The organism is Micromonospora sp. DT227 (genome assembly GCF_049841835.1).
Taxonomy (GTDB): domain Bacteria; phylum Actinomycetota; class Actinomycetes; order Mycobacteriales; family Micromonosporaceae; genus Micromonospora.
Genome location: NZ_JBNCLA010000002.1, coordinates 484,283 through 503,370 on the forward strand (window position 1 = coordinate 484,283; position 19,088 = coordinate 503,370).

General features: G+C 72.9%; 16 protein-coding genes. 8 read left to right on the top strand and 8 right to left on the bottom strand.

Annotated features, from left to right (window positions below):
- Positions 1–58: 58 nt before the first annotated feature.
- Positions 59–1,741: an FAD-dependent oxidoreductase gene (locus ACLQ2W_RS11200; protein ID WP_425786323.1), complete on the bottom strand. Its 1,683-nt coding sequence runs from the start codon at positions 1,739–1,741 to the stop codon at positions 59–61.
- A gap of 131 nt (positions 1,742–1,872) precedes the next feature.
- Here ACLQ2W_RS11200 and ACLQ2W_RS11205 point away from each other — a divergent pair, with 131 nt between their 5' ends.
- Positions 1,873–2,973, top strand: a complete 1,101-nt coding sequence (locus tag ACLQ2W_RS11205) for an LCP family protein (RefSeq protein ID WP_425786324.1) — start codon at positions 1,873–1,875, stop codon at positions 2,971–2,973.
- Between the two features lie 6 nt (positions 2,974–2,979).
- On the opposite strand, the gene ACLQ2W_RS11210 is transcribed toward ACLQ2W_RS11205, so the two are convergent.
- From ACLQ2W_RS11210 to guaB, 3 genes are read right to left on the bottom strand one after another with little or no spacing between them, the layout of a single operon-like run.
- Entirely contained in the window at positions 2,980–4,434 is a 1,455-nt protein-coding gene (locus ACLQ2W_RS11210; RefSeq protein WP_425786325.1) for a M1 family metallopeptidase, read from the bottom strand.
- A 26-nt stretch (positions 4,435–4,460) separates the two neighbouring features.
- Positions 4,461–5,579, bottom strand: coding sequence for a GuaB3 family IMP dehydrogenase-related protein (locus tag ACLQ2W_RS11215; protein WP_425786326.1), 1,119 nt, complete (start codon positions 5,577–5,579; stop codon positions 4,461–4,463).
- Between the two features lie 36 nt (positions 5,580–5,615).
- Complete coding sequence (gene guaB / locus ACLQ2W_RS11220) at positions 5,616–7,178, bottom strand: IMP dehydrogenase (RefSeq protein WP_405091180.1); 1,563 nt, start codon at positions 7,176–7,178, stop codon at positions 5,616–5,618.
- 197 nt (positions 7,179–7,375) lie between these two features.
- Between guaB and ACLQ2W_RS11225 the strand changes: the two genes are divergently transcribed.
- The gene (locus ACLQ2W_RS11225) at positions 7,376–7,780 is read left to right on the top strand and encodes a DUF5319 domain-containing protein (RefSeq protein WP_281938005.1); all 405 of its coding nucleotides are present in this window, start codon (positions 7,376–7,378) and stop codon (positions 7,778–7,780) included.
- A gap of 12 nt (positions 7,781–7,792) precedes the next feature.
- Here ACLQ2W_RS11225 and ACLQ2W_RS11230 read toward each other — a convergent pair whose 3' ends face one another.
- Positions 7,793–8,596 (bottom strand): LuxR C-terminal-related transcriptional regulator, encoded by an 804-nt coding sequence (locus ACLQ2W_RS11230; RefSeq protein ID WP_425786327.1) that lies wholly within the window; start codon positions 8,594–8,596, stop codon positions 7,793–7,795.
- 251 nt (positions 8,597–8,847) lie between these two features.
- On the opposite strand from ACLQ2W_RS11230, the gene ACLQ2W_RS11235 reads away from it, so the two are divergent.
- Positions 8,848–9,231 carry a WhiB family transcriptional regulator gene (locus tag ACLQ2W_RS11235; protein WP_425786328.1) on the top strand — a complete coding sequence of 128 codons (384 nt, stop codon included), beginning with the start codon at positions 8,848–8,850 and terminating at the stop codon, positions 9,229–9,231.
- Positions 9,232–9,821: 590 nt separating this feature from the next.
- Here ACLQ2W_RS11235 and ACLQ2W_RS11240 read toward each other — a convergent pair.
- From ACLQ2W_RS11240 to groES, 3 genes are all read right to left on the bottom strand, one after another.
- On the bottom strand, positions 9,822–11,426 hold the full coding sequence (locus ACLQ2W_RS11240) for a molybdopterin-dependent oxidoreductase (protein WP_425786329.1): 1,605 nt from the start codon (positions 11,424–11,426) through the stop codon (positions 9,822–9,824).
- Positions 11,427–11,574: 148 nt separating this feature from the next.
- The gene (groL, locus tag ACLQ2W_RS11245) at positions 11,575–13,218 is read right to left on the bottom strand and encodes a chaperonin GroEL (protein ID WP_405091183.1); all 1,644 of its coding nucleotides are present in this window, start codon (positions 13,216–13,218) and stop codon (positions 11,575–11,577) included.
- Positions 13,219–13,288: 70 nt separating this feature from the next.
- Complete coding sequence (gene groES, locus ACLQ2W_RS11250) at positions 13,289–13,603, bottom strand: co-chaperone GroES (protein WP_088998427.1); 315 nt, start codon at positions 13,601–13,603, stop codon at positions 13,289–13,291.
- Positions 13,604–13,858: 255 nt separating this feature from the next.
- On the opposite strand from groES, the gene ACLQ2W_RS11255 reads away from it, so the two are divergent.
- From ACLQ2W_RS11255 to ACLQ2W_RS11275, 5 genes are all read left to right on the top strand, one after another.
- Positions 13,859–15,085, top strand: coding sequence for a THUMP-like domain-containing protein (locus ACLQ2W_RS11255; protein ID WP_425786330.1), 1,227 nt, complete (start codon positions 13,859–13,861; stop codon positions 15,083–15,085).
- 51 nt (positions 15,086–15,136) lie between these two features.
- A complete protein-coding gene (gene ybaK / locus ACLQ2W_RS11260; RefSeq protein WP_425786331.1) occupies positions 15,137–15,616 on the top strand; it encodes a Cys-tRNA(Pro) deacylase in 480 nt (159 codons plus the stop codon).
- Between the two features lie 187 nt (positions 15,617–15,803).
- On the top strand, positions 15,804–16,907 hold the full coding sequence (locus ACLQ2W_RS11265; RefSeq protein WP_405091186.1) for a sugar ABC transporter substrate-binding protein: 1,104 nt from the start codon (positions 15,804–15,806) through the stop codon (positions 16,905–16,907).
- Positions 16,908–17,013: 106 nt separating this feature from the next.
- Positions 17,014–17,832 carry an ATP-binding cassette domain-containing protein gene (locus tag ACLQ2W_RS11270; protein ID WP_405091187.1) on the top strand — a complete coding sequence of 273 codons (819 nt, stop codon included), beginning with the start codon at positions 17,014–17,016 and terminating at the stop codon, positions 17,830–17,832.
- On the top strand, positions 17,829–19,088 hold the full coding sequence (locus tag ACLQ2W_RS11275) for a sugar ABC transporter permease (RefSeq protein ID WP_281938019.1): 1,260 nt from the start codon (positions 17,829–17,831) through the stop codon (positions 19,086–19,088). The genes ACLQ2W_RS11270 and ACLQ2W_RS11275 overlap by 4 nt, the downstream gene beginning before the upstream one ends.

Sequence of the window (19,088 nt, forward strand, 5' to 3'; positions counted from 1 at the left end):
CCGGGTGTTAACAAGGGGCCCCGCCTCTACCGGAGGCGTTAAGAAGGGGCCCCTCCTTTCACCGCAACGCGGCGGGGGCGTGCGGGGGGACGGCGGGGGTGCGCGGGGGGACGGGGGGTATGCGGGTGTACGGGGAGCCCGGCGCCGGGCGGGGGTCCGGGTCGCCCTTGTTGGGCCAGAACGACATCGCCCGCTCCGCCTGCGCGGTGATCGTCAGCGACGGGTTGACGCCCAGGTTCGCCGAGACCGCCGCGCCGTCCACCACGTGCAGCCCCGGATGGCCGTACACCCGGTGCCAGGGGTCCACGACGCCGTCGGCCGGGGTGGCGCCGATCACCGCGCCGCCGAGGATGTGGGCGGTCATCGGGATGTTGAACGGCTCGGTCACCGCGCCGCCCGGGGTGCCGTCGATCTCCTCGGCGAGCAGCCGGACCGCCTCGTTGCCGGCCGGGATCCAGGTCGGGTTGGCCGCGCCGTGACCCGGCCCGCTGACCAGCCGGCGGCCCCGCAAGCGGGTGGTCAGCGAGTTGTCGACCGACTGCATGACCAGCGCGATCACGGTGCGCTCGGACCAGCCGCGGACGGACAGCATCCGGGCCGCCAGCCCCGGCTGCCGGACGATGCTGCCCAGCCACCGCCGGACCCGGTGCGGCCCGCCGTCGACCAGCAGCGACTGGAGCAGGCCCATCGCGTTGGAGCCCTTGCCGTAGCGGACCGGCTCGATGTGGGTCTGCGGATCGGGGTGGAACGAGCTGGTGATCGCCACCCCCGCCGAGAAGTCCAGACCGCGCCGCCGGGCCGCGCCCGAACCCACCGAGGCGCCGAGGATCGCCTCCGAGTTGGTCCGGGTCAGCTCGCCCAGCCGGGGCGAGAGCGCCGGCAGCGCGCCGGTCGCCTTCATCTCGTGCAGCAGCCGCTGGGTGCCGAGCGCGCCGGCCGCGAAGACCACCTGGTCGGCGTGGATCACCGCGCGGCGCTTGCGCAGCCAGGCCCCGGTACGCGCGGTGTGCACCGTGTAGCCGCCGGCCGGATCGGGGCGTACCGCGGTCACCGTGGTCAGCGGGTGGACCTGCACGCCGAGCCGCTCGGCCAGCCAGAGGTAGTTCTTGACAAGCGTGTTCTTCGCGCCGTGCCGGCAGCCGGTCATGCACGACCCGCAGTGGCTGCACCCGGTGCGCTCCGGCCCCACCCCACCGAAGTACGGGTCGGGCACCCGCTGGCCCGGGCGGCCGATGTGCACGCCGACCGGCGTCGGGTGGAACGTGTGCGCCACGCCCATCCGCTCGGCCACCGCCCGCATGGCCCGGTCCGCGCCGGTGTCGATCGGGTACGTGGTCACGCCGAGCATCCGCTTCGCCTGGTCGTAGTGGCGGGCCAACTCGTCGCGCCAGTCGGTGATGTCCCGCCACTGCGGGTCGGCGTAGAACGCGTCCAGCGGCTCGTAGAGCGTGTTCGCGTAGACCAGTGAGCCGCCGCCCACCCCGGCGCCGGAGAGCACCAGCACGCCGCCGCCGGACTTCCGGTCGGCGGAACGGAGCAGCGTGATCCGTTGCAGCCCGAAGCAGCCGAGTCGCGGCGCCCACAGGAACCGTCGCGCGTGCCAGGACGTACGCGGGAACTCCTCGTCGGCGAAGCGGCGGCCGGCCTCCAGGACGCCCACCGAGTAGCCCTTCTCGGCCAGCCGCAGCGCGGTGACGCTGCCGCCGAAACCCGAACCGATGACGACCACGTCGTAGCGCATGAAGGCATCATTACCGACGGGTAGCTATGGCGCCAGCACGCGTTTTTCGCAGATCATGCAGAGCGCTCGACCGCCGGTGCAACCTCTGGTACCCCCGGACGCGTCGAATCCGACGGGGAGAGGAAACAACCGTGACGAGACGACGCGTACTGGGCCTGGCCGCCCTGGTGGCGGCACTGCTGGTCGCCGGTGGGGCGGTGGCGGCCACCCGACTGACCGGGCACCGCACGCCGACCCCGGCCGCCGCGCCGGCCACCTCGCCGCCCGGCGCGCCCACGCCGGCGCCGACCACCGCCAGCCCCACCCCGCCGCCCGGCGCCGACCTGACCGGCCCGCTCAACCTGATGCTCGTCGGCGTGGACACCCGGGTCAGCATCCCCGGCTGGGAGCCGCACGCCGACGCCGTGCTGGTGCTGCACGTGCCCGCCGGGCTGGACCGGGCGTACCTGTTCTCACTCCCCCGCGACCTGGTGGTCGACATCCCCGCCTACCCGAAGGCCCGCTACCCGGGCGGGAAGACCAAGCTCACCCACGCGATGAGCTACGGCAGCCGGGTGCCCGGCGACAAGGCCCACCCCAGCACCGCCCAGGGGTACGACCTGCTGCGGGCCACGGTCGCCCGCTACACCGGGCTGCGCATCGACGCCGGCGCGGTGATCACGTTCGGCGGCTTCGACAAGCTGGTGGACACGCTCGGTGGCGTGGACCTCTACGTCGACCAGAAGGTCGCCTCCCGGCACCGCCGGCCGGACGGGAAGATGCGCCCGCTGGGCGGCGGCGGGTACACCGGGCCGCAGATGGTCTACCAGAAGGGCCAGCGGCACCTGGTCGGCTGGCAGGCGCTCGACTACGCGCGGCAGCGCTACACCGCCGGCGGCGACTACACCCGGCAGCGGCACCAGCAGCAACTGCTCCGCGCGCTCGCCGGCAAGCTCCTCGACCAGGGCGCCGCCCGCGACCCGCAGCGGGTCGAGCAGGTCGTCGCCGCGCTCGGCAAAACCCTGGTGTACGTCGGCGGCGGCCGGAAGCTTGTCGACTTCGCGTACGCGCTGGGCGGGATGCCGACGGACCGGATCACGCTGGTCGGGCTCCCCGGCACCGGGGTGGGCAGCGGCAGCGCGTACCGCGGCGAGCAGCTCCAGCCGCTGGGCCGCGACTTCCTCACCGCGTTGCGCGGTGGCCGGGCCGACGCGTTCCTGGCCGCCCACCCGTCGCTGCGCGTCAGGACCTGACGCGCCTCACCGGGATTTCGGCAGCGGCGGGCGCTCGGTGCCGAACAGCCACGCGTCGAAGACCTTGTCGAGCTGCTTCCCGGCCACCCGCTCCGCCAGCGCCACGAAGTCCGCGGTGGTGGCGTTGCCGTTCTTCCGCTCGGCCGCCCAGGCCCGCAGGATGCCGAAGAACTTCGTGTCGCCCACCGCGATCCGCAGCGCGTGCACGGTCATCGCACCGCGGTCGTAGACCGAGCTGCCGAACAGGTTCTCCACCCCCGGCCGGCCCGGCGGCGTGCGCCACACCTGGGCGGAGGCGCCCGCGTACTTCTGCTCGAACGTGCGCTGCACGGTCGAGGACCCGCTGTGCTCGGCCCAGAGCCACTCGGCGTACGTGGCCAGGCCCTCGTTGAGCCAGATGTCCTGCCAGCGCTGGATGGAGACGCTGTCGCCGTACCACTGGTGGGCCAGTTCGTGCGCCACCACCTCGGTGTTGTCGCCCTGCCGGAAGAAGCCGGCCGAGTAGACCGGCCGGCTCTGCGTCTCCAGCGCGTACCGGATCCGGGAGTCGGCGACCACCACACCCCCGTACGCGTCGAACGGGTACGGCCCGAACAGGCTCTCCAGGTAGTCGGCGACCTCGACGGTCCGGGCGATCGAGCGGTCCGGCGCGCCCTCGGGCAACTGCGTGGTGACCGCGCTGAAGACCGGCCGGCCCTTGTGCTCGGCGGTGGTGACCCGGAACTTCCCGATCGCCACGGTGGTCAGGTAACTGGCCATCGGCGAAGCCTCCGACCAGCGCCAGGTGGTCCAGTCGCCGGCCGTCGACCTCCCCTTCGGCACGCCGTTGCCGACCGCCGTCAGCCCCTTCGGCACGGTGATCTCGACGTCGTAGGTGGCCTTGTCCGACGGGTGGTCGTTGACCGGGAACCAGGTGCTCGCCGACTCCGGCTGGCCGAGCGCGATCGCCCCGTCGGCGGTGTGCAACCAACCGCCCTCGCCGAGCGTCTCGGTACGCAGCGGCGTCGGCTTGCCGTCGTACCGGATCTCGGTGACGAAGCCGTTGCCGGTGGTGAGCCCGGTGGCCGGCGTGACGACCAGTTCGTCGTCGGTGCGGGCGTGCCGGGCGGCGGCGCCGTCCACGGTGACCGAGCGGACGGTCAGCCCGGCCAGGTCCAGGTTGAACGCGGACAGGTCGGCGGTCGCGGTGGCCCGCACCGTGGTGGTCCCGGTGAGCTTGTCCGTCTCCGGGTCGTAGCGCACCTTGATGGTGTAGTTCGCGACGTCGTAGCCGCCGTTGCCGTAGCTCGGGTAGTAGCTGTCGCCGACGCCGGCCGCGCCGGGCGCGAAGCTCCGGGCGGCCGTGGGACCGGGCGCGGTCGTCGCGGCGCCCCGGTCCGGTTCGGCCGGTCCGCAGCCGGCCAGCAGCAGCGTCCCGCAGGCCAGCAGCCCGAAACCTCGTCGTCCGCGGCGCCGCGTCATCGTCCCGATCCCTTTCGAATGCCTGCTCAGCGGTCCAGGACCAGGCCGACCTTCTGGAACTCCTTGAGGTCGCGGTAGCCGCACTTCGCCATCGCGCGGCGCAGGCCGCCGAAGAGGTTGAGCTGCCCGTGCGGCTCGTCGGCCGGGCCGAACAGCAGCCGCTCCATCGAGCCGATCGGCTCGCCGGCCACCTCGAACGCGCCCCGGGGCAGCGACGGGTGGCTGGCCGCCGAGTGCCACCAGGCGCCGCCGGCCGGGGCCTCCTCGCAGAGCGAGAGCGGCTCGCCGAGCATCACCGCGTCCGCGCCGCAGCCGAGCGCCTTGGCGATGTCGCCGGAGGTCTGCATGTCGCCGTCGGCGATCAGGTGGACGTACCGGCCACCGGTCTCGTCCAGGTAGTCGCGGCGGGCCGCGGCGGCGTCGGCGATCGCGGTGGCCATCGGCACCCGGATGCCGAGCACCGACTCGGTGGTCGACCAGTCGTCGCCGCCGATGCCCACGATCACGCCGGCCGCGCCGGTACGCATCAGGTGCAGCGCGGTCTTGTAGTCGGTGCAGCCACCGACGATGACCGGCAGGTCGAGGTCGGCGATGAACTCCTTGAGGTTCAGCGGCTCGTCGGTGGTGGAGACGTGCTCGGCGGAGACCAGGGTGCCCTGGATGACCAGGATGTCCACGCCGGCGTCCAGGATCACCGGGGCCAGCGCGAGGGTGTGCTGCGGCGAGACCCGGACGGCCACCGTGCCGCCGCCTTCCCGCAGCTCGCGGACCCGCTCGGCGATCAGGTCGGGGCGGATCGGCTCGGCGTAGACCTCCTGGAGCCGCTTGGTGGCCCGGGCGTCCTCGCCGAGGCCGGCCAGCTCCTCCAGGATCTTGGCCGGGTTCTCGTAGCGGGTCCAGAGGCCCTCGACGTTGAGCACACCGAGGCCGCCCAGCTCGCCGAGGCGCACCGCGGAGGCCGGGCTCATGGTCGCGTCCGAGGGGTGCGCGACGCAGGGGATGCCGAACGGGTAGGCGTCGAGCTGCCACGCGGTGGAGACGTCGTCGACGTCCCGGGTGCGGCGGCTCGGCACGATGGCGATGTCGTCCAGGTGGTAACCGCGCTGCGCGGTCTTGCCCAGCCCGATCTCGACCACGTCACGCATGGGGACTCCAGGTGTGTTCGGGGGTGGAGGGAGAGGTCAGCGGGAGTGGTAGTTGGGTGCCTCGACGGTCATCTGGATGTCGTGCGGGTGGCTCTCCTTCAGCCCCGCCGCGGTGATCCGGATGAGCTGGCCACGCCGGTGCAGCTCCGGGATGCTCTCGGCGCCCACGTAGCCCATGGCGGCGCGCAGGCCACCGGTGAGCTGGTGGGCGACCTGGGCGAGCGGGCCACGGTAGGGCACCTGGCCCTCGACGCCCTCGGGGACCAGCTTGTCCTCGGCCATCACGTCCTGCTGGAAGTAGCGGTCCTTGGAGTACGACTTGCCCTGACCGCGCGACTGCATCGCGCCGAGCGAGCCCATTCCCCGGTACGCCTTGTACTGCTTGCCGTTGATGAAGATCAGCTCACCGGGGCTCTCCTCGCAGCCGGCCAGCAGGCTGCCGAGCATCACCGTGTCGGCGCCGGCCACCAGCGCCTTGGCGATGTCGCCGGAATACTGGATGCCGCCGTCGCCGATCACCGGCACGCCGGCCGGCCGGGCGGCCCGGGCCGCCTCCATGATCGCGGTGACCTGCGGCACGCCCACCCCGGCCACGATCCGGGTGGTGCAGATGGCGCCGGGCCCCACGCCCACCTTGACGCCGTCGGCGCCGGCCTCGACGAGCGCCTTCGCGCCCGCGTACGTGGCGATGTTGCCGCCCACGATGTCGATGGTCACGTCCCGCTTGAGCCGGGCGACCATCTCCAGCACGGCCCGCTGGTGACCGTGCGCGGTGTCCACGATGACCACGTCGACGCCGGCGTCGACGAGCGCGCGGGCCCGCTTGTAGCCGTCCTCGCCCACGCCGACCGCGGCGGCGACCCGGAGCCGGCCCGCCTCGTCCTTGGTGGCGTTCGGGTACTGCTCGCTCTTGGTGAAGTCCTTGACCGTGATCAGGCCACGCAGCGCGCCGGAGCCGTCCACGATCGGCAACTTCTCCACCTTGTGGCGGCGCAGCAGGTCGAGCGCGTCGTCCTTGCTCACGCCGACCGGCGCGGTGATCAGCGGGGTGCGGGTCATGATGTCGCGGACCGGCGTGGCCGGGTCGGAGACGAAGCGCATGTCGCGGTTGGTCACGATGCCGACGAGCTGGCCCTGCCCGTCGACCACCGGCACGCCGGAGATGCGGTAGCGGCCGCAGAGCGCGTCGACGTCGCGGAGCGTGTCGTCCGGGCTGGCGGTCACCGGGTTGGTGATCATGCCGGACTCGGAGCGCTTGACCAGGTCGACCTGGAGCGCCTGGTCCTCGACGGAGAGGTTGCGGTGCAGCACGCCGATGCCGCCCTGCCGGGCCATGGCGATCGCCATCCGGCCCTCGGTGACGGTGTCCATCGCGCTGGAGAGCAGCGGCACGGTCAGCTCGATGTTGCGGGTGAGCCGGGTCCGGGTGTTCACCCGGCTGGGCACGACGTCCGACTCGCCCGGCTGGAGGAGCACGTCGTCGAAGGTCAACCCGAGCGGCACCACCCGGGCGGAACCGGCCGGCAACTCGGGCAGATGGCCGCCCAGCTCGCCGCCGTCGGGGCCGGCCGGGTTCTCGGTGCTGGGCGAATTCTCCACGATTGCTCCCCTGAGCTGGTCGAACGGGCTGCAGCGAGGCGGCGCGCGCGGACGCCGGCGCGCACCGGTGTGACGGCGCGTCGCCTCATCGTACCCACTGGCCCGGTTCGCCCCGGGCAGCGGCGGGCCCGGCGTAGGCCGGGCCACAGCGGGGCGGGGGGCGGGCTTTCCGGCGGCGCGGGGTCTACGGTGAGGGGGTGCACGACGAGCCCATCGACCCGTTCAACGGCGACCCGGCCGATCCGGCTGCCGGCCTGCACGACTCCGGCGAGGAGGACGCGCTCGACCCGCTGACCGAGGTCGAGCGCCAGGACGTGCTGGAGGATCTGGCCGATCTGGAGATCTACCAGGCCCTGCTCCAGCCGATCGGGGTGCGCGGCCTGGTGATCGAGTGCGAGGACTGCCGCGAGCCGCACTACTTCGACTGGGACCTGCTCCGGGGCAACCTGCGCCACCTGCTGAACTCGGGGCGGCCCCGGGTGCACGAGCCGGCCTACGACCCCGACCCCGACCACTACGTGAGCTGGGACTACGCCCGCGGCTACGCGGACGGCGTGCACGACACGCTCACCGAGGGCACGGACGACGCCGCGTCGGAGTGAACCCGGCCGGGCTCAGGCGACCAGGCCGGCCCGGAAACCGGCGGCCACGGCGTGCGCCCGGTCCCGGGCGCCGAGCTTGCGGAACAGCCGCCGGGCGTGCGTCTTGACGGTGTCCTCGGAGACGAACAACTCCCGCCCGATCTCCGCGTTGCTCTTGCCCTCCGCCATGCCGAGCAGCACCTGAAGCTCGCGCTCGGTGAGCCCGACCGCGCTGCGCGGGGTCCGCGCCGGTCGCTGGCCGGGGCCGGGCGGGGGCGTCTCCGCCCCCTCCGCCGGGTCGTTGGCGTCCTCGCCACGCTGGACCGGCACCATCGTGGGCAGGCCCGCGGGGTCCGTCGCCGGCCAGCCCGGCCCACCCGGGGTACGCCCCGGCGCCGCCGTGCGGGTCGGCCCGCCGACCGCCGCCGCGTCCCGGGCGGTGTCGGCCACCCGGTGCCGGTTCGCCCGTCCCGGGGCGGAGAGCAGCAGCAGCGCCTTCGCCACCGCGCTGGTCAGGTCGTGGTCGGCGTTCTGGATCAGACCCCGCGCCCCGGCACTGATGGTGGCCGCCGCCGACTCCGACTCCTCGGCGCCGAGCAGCAGCACCGCGGCCTGGGGGGCGCGGGCGAGCACTCGCCGCACGAACCCGGCGCTGTCCGGCCGGGTCAGGGCGGTGTCGGCCAACACGACGTCGACCGGACGCTCGGCGAGCCGCAACATCACCTCGGGATCGGAGACAGCCGTCCGGACCGCGCCGGCCAGCCCGAGCCGCGCCGCCGCGGAGGTCAGATGCTGGGCCGCCAATGGGGTCCGAACGCAGATCAGAACGCTACGCACTGTGGTCTCCTCTCCGACTCAGAGCAGACCACGCGCGGGTGGGGTCGGGAGGGGGTTCCGAGCAATCATCCGAACTTTTCCGACAGATGGGGCATATAGCACCGACTGTCCGAGGTTTTCGATCACAGATGTGTGAGCCGGGGACGGCTCGGGTACCGACTGGTCCATCCGGAACCGGCATCCCGCGCGGACCGCCGCCCGGTAGCTGGCCACAACATTCTCCGCGGTGCCGCGCGGGAGGAGGGGTGCTGATGTCGAACGTACGTAGGCTGCCTGGACCCATCGTCGACCTCTGGGACTGGCAGCGGCTCGGCGCGTGCCGGGGCCGCGACAGCGCCCAGTTCTTCCACCCCGACGGCGAGCGCGGCTCGTCCCGCCAGCGCCGCGAGACCGGCGCGAAGACGGTCTGCCGCGCCTGCCCGGTGCGCGCCGAGTGCGCCGCGCACGCCCTCGCCGTCCGCGAGCCGTACGGCGTCTGGGGCGGCTTCAGCGAGTCCGAGCGGCTGCGGCTGCTCGCCCTCGGCTGGGAGGACCTGGCCGACCGCCGGCAGGCCCGGGTCGACATCGCCCGCCTCGAGGCCCGCCTCGGCCGTTCGCACAAGACCGCCGTTCCGGACCAGCGCAAGGTCGCCTGACCCCTCGCACTTCCCGCCGCCGCGCCCCGCACCTCCGGGGCGCGGCGGCGTTTCGTCCGCGCCGACGCGTGCCCTACCGGCACCGCTTCTCGGCACTGCCCGTCTCGCGGAACCGCTCGCCTCGCGAACCGGTCGCCTCACGAACCGATCGCCTCGCAAACCGCTCGCCTCGCGAACCGGTCGCCTCGCGGAACGGTCGCCTCGCAAACCGGTCGCCTCGCGGAACGGTCGGTAGCCGCCGATCGTGCCGCGACGGCCGACAGCGCTGTCTGACGCCTGCAAACTTGAGCGCGTCGACGACTCACGCGGGAACGGCCGCCGCCGCACTGGTTCGACGCGCTCGCCGGGCCCTCGTCGCCCGCGCGGTGCGGCGGACGGTAAGGGCTGGCCGGTCGGGGGGCAGGACACCGGTCGACCGCCAGCCGTCGACCGCTGAACCGTTCGCGCCATCAAGTTGGTAGGCAGCCATGACGACGGCCTTCACCCCGGGTTGTTCCGGCCACCCCGCCGGTCCACCCCGCCGGTCCACCATGCCGGTCCGCCATGCCGGTCCGCCATGCCGTGGAACCAGGTGACCAGCAGCCGGCGGGTCAGGCGACGGTCACCGGGACGGTGTGCCAGCCGGTCGCGCCGTCCGGGGCCACCGGGCTGCGCTGCTCCGGCTGCGTCTCGCCGGCCGCGTCGGTGGCGCGCACCTGGAGGCGGTGCTCGCCCGGGGTGGCGTCCCAGCGCCACGACCACTGGACCCAGGTGTCCGACGACACGGCCGGGGCCAGCGTCGCCTCCCGCCAGGGACCGTCGTCGACGCGTACCTCGACGCGGCGGACGCCCCGGTGCTGCGCCCACGCCACCCCGGCGACCGTCACCGGGCCGGCGGCCGGACGGCTACGGGCGCGGGGCGTGTCGATCCGGGACTGCGTCTTGACCGGGCCCTGGGCGGACCAGCCGCGCGGCACCCAGTACGCGTCGAAGTCGGCGAAGCTGGTCAGCTCCAGCTCGGTCAGCCACTTGCACGCCGAGACGTACCCGTAGAGGCCGGGCACCACCATGCGGACCGGGAAGCCGTGCTCGATCGGCAGCGGCTCGCCGTTCATCCCGACCGCGAGCAGGGCGTCCCGGCCGTCGCGCAACACCGACGTGGGGGTACCGCAGGTCCAGCCGTCGACCGCGCGCCCGACCACCTGGTCCGCGCCCTCCTCCGGGTCCGCCTCGTCCAGCAGCTCCTTGAGCGGCACGCCGAGCCAGCGGGCGTTGCCGATCAGGTCGCCGCCCACCTCGTTGGAGACGCAGGCCAGCGTCACGTAGCGCTCCACCATCGGCCGGGCCAGCAGGTCGTCGAAGCTCAACTCGATCGGGTTGCGGACCCGGCCGTGGATGCGCAGCTTCCAGGTGACCGGGTCCACCTGCGGCACCACCAGCGCCGTGTCGATCCGGTAGAACTCCCGGTTCGGCGTGACGTAGGGGGCGAGCCGGGGCAGCGACAGGTCCGCGCCGGCCGGCACCGGCGGGGCGGGCGCCACTGGCGCGGGCAGTGTCACCGCCTGCCGGGCGGCCGAGACGCCCCGCCGCCCGGCGAGCCAGTGCCCACCGAGCCCGGCCACCGCCGCCGCACCGGTCAGCAGGCCGGCGCCGCGCAGGAACCGGCGCCGCGACCCCAGGTCCCCGCGCTCCAGCGGCTCCCAACCGCCCGGGTTGCCCTCCTCACGCGCGAGCGCGGCGGCCACCGGAGACTGCGGCATGGTGGCCGCCGGGCCGCGGTCCGGTCGCAGCGGGCCGGCCACGAAGGCCCAGAGCGTGAGCCCGCCGAGCGCGCCGCCGACCAGGGCGGGCAGCGCGTCGAACGCGTCCGCGCCGGCCCGGGTCAGCGCGGCGACGACACCGAGCACGGCGAACGCGGCGATGCCGGCCAGGCCGAACACCAGCCGCCGGGCCGCCGCCAGGCCGAGCAGCGCCGCGAAACCGGCCAGCAGCAGCGCCGTCCCGACCAGCAGGGCGATCTTGTCGTACGTGCCGAAGACGTCGATGGCGAACTGCTTGAGCGGCTCGGGCACCAGGTCGACCACGAGGCCGCCGACGGCGATCAGCGGGGCGGACCGGGGACCGGTCAGGACGGCCACCGGCTCGGCGACGCCGAGCGCCACCACGGCGGCGACGACACCGGACACTGCCGCGTGGCGGCGGGAGATCGTGCTCACCCGGCCCAGTCTGGTCGACCGGCCGGGCCGGCCGCCAATTCCGTCAGCGTTCCGTAAGCGATACGGCCGCGCCGTCAGCGGCCCGAACAGGCGTCAGGGCACACCGCCGGCTCGGCGGTGTGCCCTGACGTCGGGCGTACTCCTCGGGTCAGAAGCCCGGGCCGTGCTGGTGGCCGTGGCCATGGCCGTGGCCGTGCCCACCGGCGGCGGGCTCCGCCTCGGCCGGCTTCTCCACGACCAGACCCTCGGTCGTGAGCAGCAGGCCGGCGATCGACGCGGCGTTGGTGACCGCGTTCCGGGTCACCTTCACCGGGTCGAGGATGCCGGACTTGGCCAGGTCGACGTACTCGCCGGTGGCGGCGTCGAGGCCGTGGCCCCACTCCTGGCCGATGACCTTCTGCACCACCACGTAACCGTCGTGGCCGGCGTTCTGGGCGATCCAGCGCAGCGGCTCGACGAGCGCCTTGCGCACGATCGAGACGCCGACCTTCTCCTCGCCGGTGAAGCCCAGGTCGTCGTCGAGCACCGGCAGGATCTGGGCCAGCGCGGCGCCGCCGCCCGGGACCGTACCCTCCTCGACCGCGGCCTTGGTCGCGGCGATGGCGTCCTCGATGCGGTGCTTGCGCTCCTTCATCTCGACCTCGGTGGCCGCGCCGACCTTGATCACCGCGATGCCGCCGGAGAGCTTCGCCAGCCGCTCGGCCAGCTTCTCCCGGTCCCACTCGGAGTCCGAGGCCTCGATCTCCTTGCGGATCTGGGCGACCCGGTCGGCGACCTCGGCGGACTGGCCGCCGCCGTCGACGACTGTGGTGTTCTCCTTGTCGACCACGACGCGGCGGGCGGTGCCGAGCACCTCCAGGCCGACCTGGTCGAGCTTGTAGCCCAGCTCGGGGGCGACCAGCTCGGCGCCGGTCAGGATCGCCATGTCCTGCAGCATCGCCTTGCGCCGGTCACCGAAGCCGGGGGCCTTCACCGCGCAGACCTTGACGGTCTTGCGGATGGCGTTGACCACCAGCGTGGACAGCGCCTGACCCTCGACGTCCTCGGCGATGATGAGCAGCGGCTTGCTGTTCTGGAGGACCTTCTCCAGCAGCGGCAGCAGCTCCTCGATGGCCGAGATCTTCTGGGTGGTGATCAGGATGTACGGGTCCTCCAGGACCGCCTCCTGCCCCTCCACGTCGGTGACGAAGTTCGGCGAGATGAAGCCCTTGTCGAACTGGAGACCCTCGGTCACCTCCAGCTCGGTGGTGAGCGCGGAGCCCTCCTCGACGGTGATCACACCGTCGCGGCCGACCCGCTCCATCGCCTCGGCGATCAGCTCGCCGATCGTGGCGTCCTGCGCGGAGATGGTCGCGACGTGCGCGATCGACTCCTTGCTGGCGACCTCGACGGCCTTGCCGAGCAGCGCCTCGGAGACCTTGGCGGCCGCCGCGTCGATGCCCCGCTTCAGGCCGGTCGGGTTGGTGCCGGCGGCCACGTTGCGCAGGCCCTCCCGGACCATGGCCTGGGCCAGCACGGTGGCGGTGGTGGTCCCGTCGCCGGCGACGTCGTTGGTCTTGGTCGCCACCTCCTTGACCAGCTGCGCACCGAGGTTCTCGTACGGGTTGGTGAGCTCGATCTCCTTGGCGATGGTCACGCCGTCGTTGGTGATCGTGGGCGCACCGAACTTCTTGTCTAGGACGACGTTGCGCCCGCGTGGGCCGAGGGTGACCTTGACCGCGTTCGCGAGGGCGTTGACACCGTGCTCGAGCAGGTGCCGGGCGTCATCCGAGAAGCTCAGGATCTTTGCCATCAGTATCCCTTCGAAGCGACGTTGCCCCGGCCCGGCGAGCCGGACCGGGGCAACGACACTGATCGGTTGCTTACTTCTCGATGACCGCGAGGACGTCGCGGGCGGAGAGCACCAGGTACTCCTCGCCGGCGTACTTGACCTCGGTGCCGCCGTACTTCGAGTAGAGGACGGTGTCGCCGACCTTCACGTCGACCGGCACGCGGTTGCCCTTGTCGTCGATCCGGCCCGGGCCGACAGCGAGGACGGTGCCCTCCTGCGGCTTCTCCTTGGCGGTGTCGGGGATCACGATGCCCGAGGCGGTGGTGGTCTCGGCCTCGTTCGCCTGCACCACGATGCGGTCCTCGAGCGGCTTGATCGCAACCTTGGTCGCGGTAGTCACGGGCATACCCTCCTGGGGTACTTGGTGTCGTTGCCGGTCGACACGCCGACCGGCGTCAATCTGCCACATGCCACCGGGCGGGGCCGTCGTCGCGGGTGCCGGTCCGCCTGGCGTTCAACGCTCGGGCACCAGGCCCGGGCGTTGGCACCCTCAGGGTGAGAGTGCTAATCGCAGGTTATTCCTCGGCTAGCACTCCGTCAAGGAGAGTGCCAGCGCGTCGCCCGTCGTGTCGCCTCCGGAGCGGGTCGGGAGAATGAGCGGATGGATCTCGACCAGCTCACCGCGCTGCGTACCCCCGAGGGGTCGGCCGCGCTCGCCGCGGCGGAGCGGGTGGCCGGCGGCGACCCGCTGGCGGCGGCCGCCGCGCTGCGCTCGGCCGGGATCCCGGGCGGGCTCGCCGCGGCGGCGCTGACCCAGGCGGAGCTGCGCCGCCGGGCGATCGGCAAGTTCGGCACGGCGGCGGCCCGGATGTTCCTCACCCGCCCCGGGCTGGAGCAGGCCACCCGCCGGGCGGTCGCCGAGCGGCGGGCCGCCCGGCTGCGCGCCGCGGGCGTGACCACGCTTGCCGACCTCGGGTGCGGGCTGGGCGCCGACGCGCTCGCCGCGGCCCGCGCCGGCATCCGGGTGTACGCGGTGGAGGCCGACCCGGTCACCGCCGCGATGGCCGCCGCGAACGCCGAGGCCGCCGGGCTGGCCGGACTGGTCACTGTCGAGTGCGGCGACGCCACCGCGTTCGACGTGACCCGGGTCGACGGGGCGTTCTGCGACCCGGCGCGGCGGCGGGCCGGCACCGGGCGGCGCATCTTCGACCCGAACGCCTACTCGCCGCCGTGGGACTTCGTCACCGGGCTGGCCGCACGCGTGCCGCGCACCGTGGTCAAGGTGGCGCCCGGCCTGGACCACGCGCTGATCCCGGCCGGCGCCGAGGCGGAGTGGGTGAGCGTCGACGGTGACCTGGTGGAGGCCGCCCTCTGGTGCGGCCCGCTAGCCGGCGTCCCCCGCCGCGCCACAGTGCTCCGGGAGAAGGAGGGGCCCCCGCTTAACGCCTCCGGTAGAGGCGGGGCCCCCGCTTATCACCTCGACGGCACCGGCGCGGACGAGGCGACCGTGGGCGCGGTGCGGCGGTTCCTGTACGACCCGGACCCGGCGGTGGTACGCGCGCACCTGGTCGCGGAGCTGGCCGCCGACCTGGACGCCACGCTCGCCGACCCGTCGATCGCCTACCTGTACGCGGACACGGCACACCCCACCCCGTTCGCCCGCTGCCTGGAGATCACCGACGTGCTGCCGTTCTCGCTGAAGCGGCTGCGCGCCCTGCTGCGGGAGCGCCGGGTCGGCCGGGTGGAGATCCTGAAGCGGGGCTCGGCGCTGGAGCCGGAGAAGCTGCGCCGTGACCTGCGCCTGGCCGGCGACGAGGCGGCCAGCCTGGTGCTGACCCGGGTGGCCGGCGCGCCCACCGTGCTGATCGGCCGCCCGGCCTCCGGCTGACCGACCCGTTTCGGCTCGCCGTGCGGCGGCGGTCGGGCTAGCTTGACGGTCATGGCGGGACAGGGCACTCCGGCGATCGTGCTGCTGACCAGGCGGAAGATAGCGCACAGCATCCATGCGTACGCCGTGTCGCCGGACGCGCCGAACTACGGCGCGCTGGTCGCCGACGCCCTCGGGGTGCCACCGGAGCGGGTGTTCAAGTCGCTGGTCACCGACGTCGACGGCGGGTTGACCGTGGCGGTGGTGCCGGTGACCGGGGAGCTGGACCTGAAGGCCCTCGCCGTGGCGGTCGGCGGCAAGCGGGCCGCGCTGGCCGACCGGGCGGTGGCCGAGCGGGCGACCGGTTACGTGCGGGGCGGGATCAGCCCGCTGGGGCAGCGCCGGGCGCTGCCGACCGTGGTCGACGCGTCCGCGCTGGCACACCCGACGGTGTACGTCTCGGCCGGTCGCCGCGGCCTCCAGGTGCGGCTCGCGCCGGCCGATCTGGTGGCGCTGACCGGGGCCGTGACCGCCCCGATCGCGGCCGGCTGAACCGGACGCTGGGAGCGTTTCCGCAGCCGGTGTCCGCCAGGTGACAACCGCGTTGCTGAATTGTTACCGCCGCCAACAAACTTCTGACCTCGGCACTCTTGCGGAGCGCGGGAAGCGCGGAATACGTTGCCGGACACAACAAAACACCGTCAACAACTCCCCCACCCCCCCGAAAGGACCCGTGCACATGCGCAAGGGCTTCCTCACCTTCGCGGCCGTCAGTCTCCTCGCGACCGGCAGCATGGCCGCCTGTGGAGACAGCGGCGATTCCTCCGACAAGGCCGGCGGTTCGAACGACAAGAAGCCGAAGATCGGCGTGATCCTGCCGGACAGCAAGTCCTCCGCCCGCTGGGAGGGCGCGGACCGCAAGTTCCTCAAGGCGGCGTTCGACGCGGCCGGCGTCGAGTCCGACATCCAGAACGCGCAGAACGACAAGACCGCGTTCCAGACCATCGCCGACCAGATGATCACCAACGGCGTCAACGTGCTGATGATCGTCAACCTGGACTCCGGCACCGGCAAGGCCGTGCTCGACAAGGCCAAGTCGCAGGGCGTCGCCACGATCGACTACGACCGGCTGACCCTGGGCGGCTCCGCCCAGTACTACGTCAGCTTCGACAACGAGGCCGTCGGCAAGCTCCAGGGCGAGGGCCTGAGCAAGTGCCTGACCGACAAGGGCGCCAAGAACCCGTCGATCGCGTACCTCAACGGCTCGCCGACCGACAACAACGCCACCCTGTTCAAGAACGGGTACGACTCGGTGCTCAAGCCGAAGTTCGACTCGAAGGAGTACACCAAGGTCGCCGACGACTCGGTGCCGGCGTGGGACAACGCGCAGGCCGCCACCATCTTCGAGCAGCAGCTGACCAAGGCCAGCGGCAAGATCGACGGCGTGCTCGCCGCCAACGACGGTCTCGGCAACGCGGCCATCTCGGTGCTGAAGAAGAACAAGCTCAACGGCAAGGTCCCGGTGACCGGTCAGGACGCCACCAAGGAGGGTCTGCAGAACATCCTCGCCGGTGACCAGTGCATGACCGTCTACAAGGCGGTCAAGAAGGAGGCGGACGCCGCCTCCGAGCTGGCCATCGCGCTCGCCAAGGGCGAGACGAAGGACACCGGCCAGACCGTCAAGGACCCGGAGGGCAACCGGGACGTGCCGGCCGTGCTGCTGGAGCCGAAGGCCATCTACAAGGACAACGTCAAGGACGTCGTGGCCGACGGCTACATCACCAAGGACGAGCTCTGCACCGGTGCGTTCGCCAAGCTCTGCACCGACGCCGGCGTGAGCTGACCCACCCCGCCTCAGGCGGCGCCGCCCGGCACGGGACCACTCCCGCGCCGGGCGGCGTCCACGCCGGACGGGATCCGAGACCTCCCTCCGCCCAAAGGAGACCCCCGTGTCCGCAACCCCCCTGCTGGAGCTACGCGGGATCGACAAGAGCTTCGGTCCCGTCCAGGTGCTGCGTGACGTCGCCTTCGCCGCGCACCCCGGCGAGGTGACCGCGCTGGTCGGCGACAACGGCGCCGGCAAGTCGACCCTGGTCAAGTGCATCAGCGGCATCTACCCCACCGACGCCGGCGAGTTCCTCTTCGACGGCCGACCGGTGAGCATCAGCAGCCCCCGGGACGCCGCCGCGCTCGGGATCGAGGTCGTCTACCAGGACCTGGCGCTCTGCGACAACCTCGACATCGTGCAGAACATGTTCCTCGGCCGGGAGAAGCGCAGCGGCCTCGTGCTCGACGAGCCGACCATGGAGCAGATGGCCGCCGAGACGCTCGCCGGCCTCAGCGTCCGGACCGTGAAGTCGCTGCGCCAGCACGTGTCCAGCCTCTCCGGCGGCCAGCGGCAGACGGTGGCCATCGCCAAGGCGGTGCTCTGGAACAGCAGGCTGGTCATCCTGGACGAGCCGACCGCCGCGCTCGGCGTCGCGCAGACCGCCCAGGTGCTGGAGCTGGTCCGCCGGCTGGCCGACAACGGCCTGGCCGTGGTGCTCATCTCGCACAACATGAACGACGTCTTCGCCGTCTCCGACCGGATCGCGGCGCTCTACCTCGGCCAGATGGTCGCCCAGGTGAAGACCACCGACATCACCCACTCGCAGGTGGTCGAGCTGATCACCGCCGGCCGCTCCGGCGGCCTCGGCCTCGCCGGCGAACCGGGCAGCAACGGCACCGGCGCCGCGCCCGCCGACACCACACCAGGAGCCGTCCGATGACCGCCACCGTCGTGAAGAAGGAAGGCCCGGCCGGCGTCGCCCCGGCGCCGACCGTGGGCAGCCACGTGAACAACTACTGGCGCCGGGTACGCGGCGGCGACATCGGCGCGCTGCCCGCCGTGGTCATGCTGGTCGTGCTCGCGGTGGGCTTCTCGATCGCCCGCCCGTCGTTCTTCACGGCCGGCAACCTCGCCAACCTGTTCACCCAGGGCGCCGCGGTCACGCTGATCGCGATGGGTCTGGTCTTCGTGCTGCTGCTCGGCGAGATCGACCTCTCCGCCGGGTTCGCCAGCGGTGTCTGCGCGGCGATCCTGGCCAACACCGTCACCGTGCTCGGCTACCCCTGGTACGTGGCGGTGCTGGCCGCCGTCGTCACCGGCGTGGTGATCGGCGTCGTGCTCGGCCTGCTGGTCGCGAAGGTCGGCATCCCGTCCTTCGTGGTGACGCTCGCCGGCTTCCTGGCGTTCCAGGGCGTCGTGCTGACGCTGATGGACGAGGGCGCGAACATCGCGGTCCGCGACGACGTGCTGGTGGCGATCGCCAACCGCAACATCTCCCCGGTGCTGGGCTGGGCGCTGGCCGCGCTGGCCATCGCCGGGTACGCGGCCGTGCAGCTCCTGCGGCACCGCAACCGGTCCGCCCGGGGCCTGCTCACCGACCCGATCGCGGTGGTGGCCGCGCGGATCGGCGGGCTCGCCGTGGTGCTCGGCGTCGCGGTCTACGTGCTGAACCTGGAGCGCAGCCGCAACGTGCTGGTGGTCTCGCTCAAGGGCGTGCCGATCGTGGTGCCGATCATCGCGCTGCTGCTGGTCGTCTGGACGTTCGTGCTCCAGCGCACCAGCTACGGCCGGCACATCTACGCGGTCGGCGGCAACGCCGAGGCGGCCCGCCGGGCCGGCATCAACGTGGACAAGATCCGCATCTCGGTCTTCGTCATCTGCTCCGGGATGGCCGCCATCGGCGGCATCGTGGCGGCCAGCCGGGCCAACTCGGTCGACCCCAACACCGGTGGCAGTAACGTGCTGCTGTACGCCGTCGGCGCGGCGGTGATCGGCGGCACCAGCCTCTTCGGCGGCAAGGGCCGGGTCCTCGACGCCGTGCTCGGCGGCGCGGTGGTCGCGGTGATCGACAACGGTATGGGACTGATGGGATACAGCTCGGGCGTCAAGTTCGTGGTCACCGGCGTGGTGCTGCTCGCCGCGGCGACCATCGACGCGCTGTCGAGGCGGCGGGCCGCCGCCACCGGCACGCGCTGA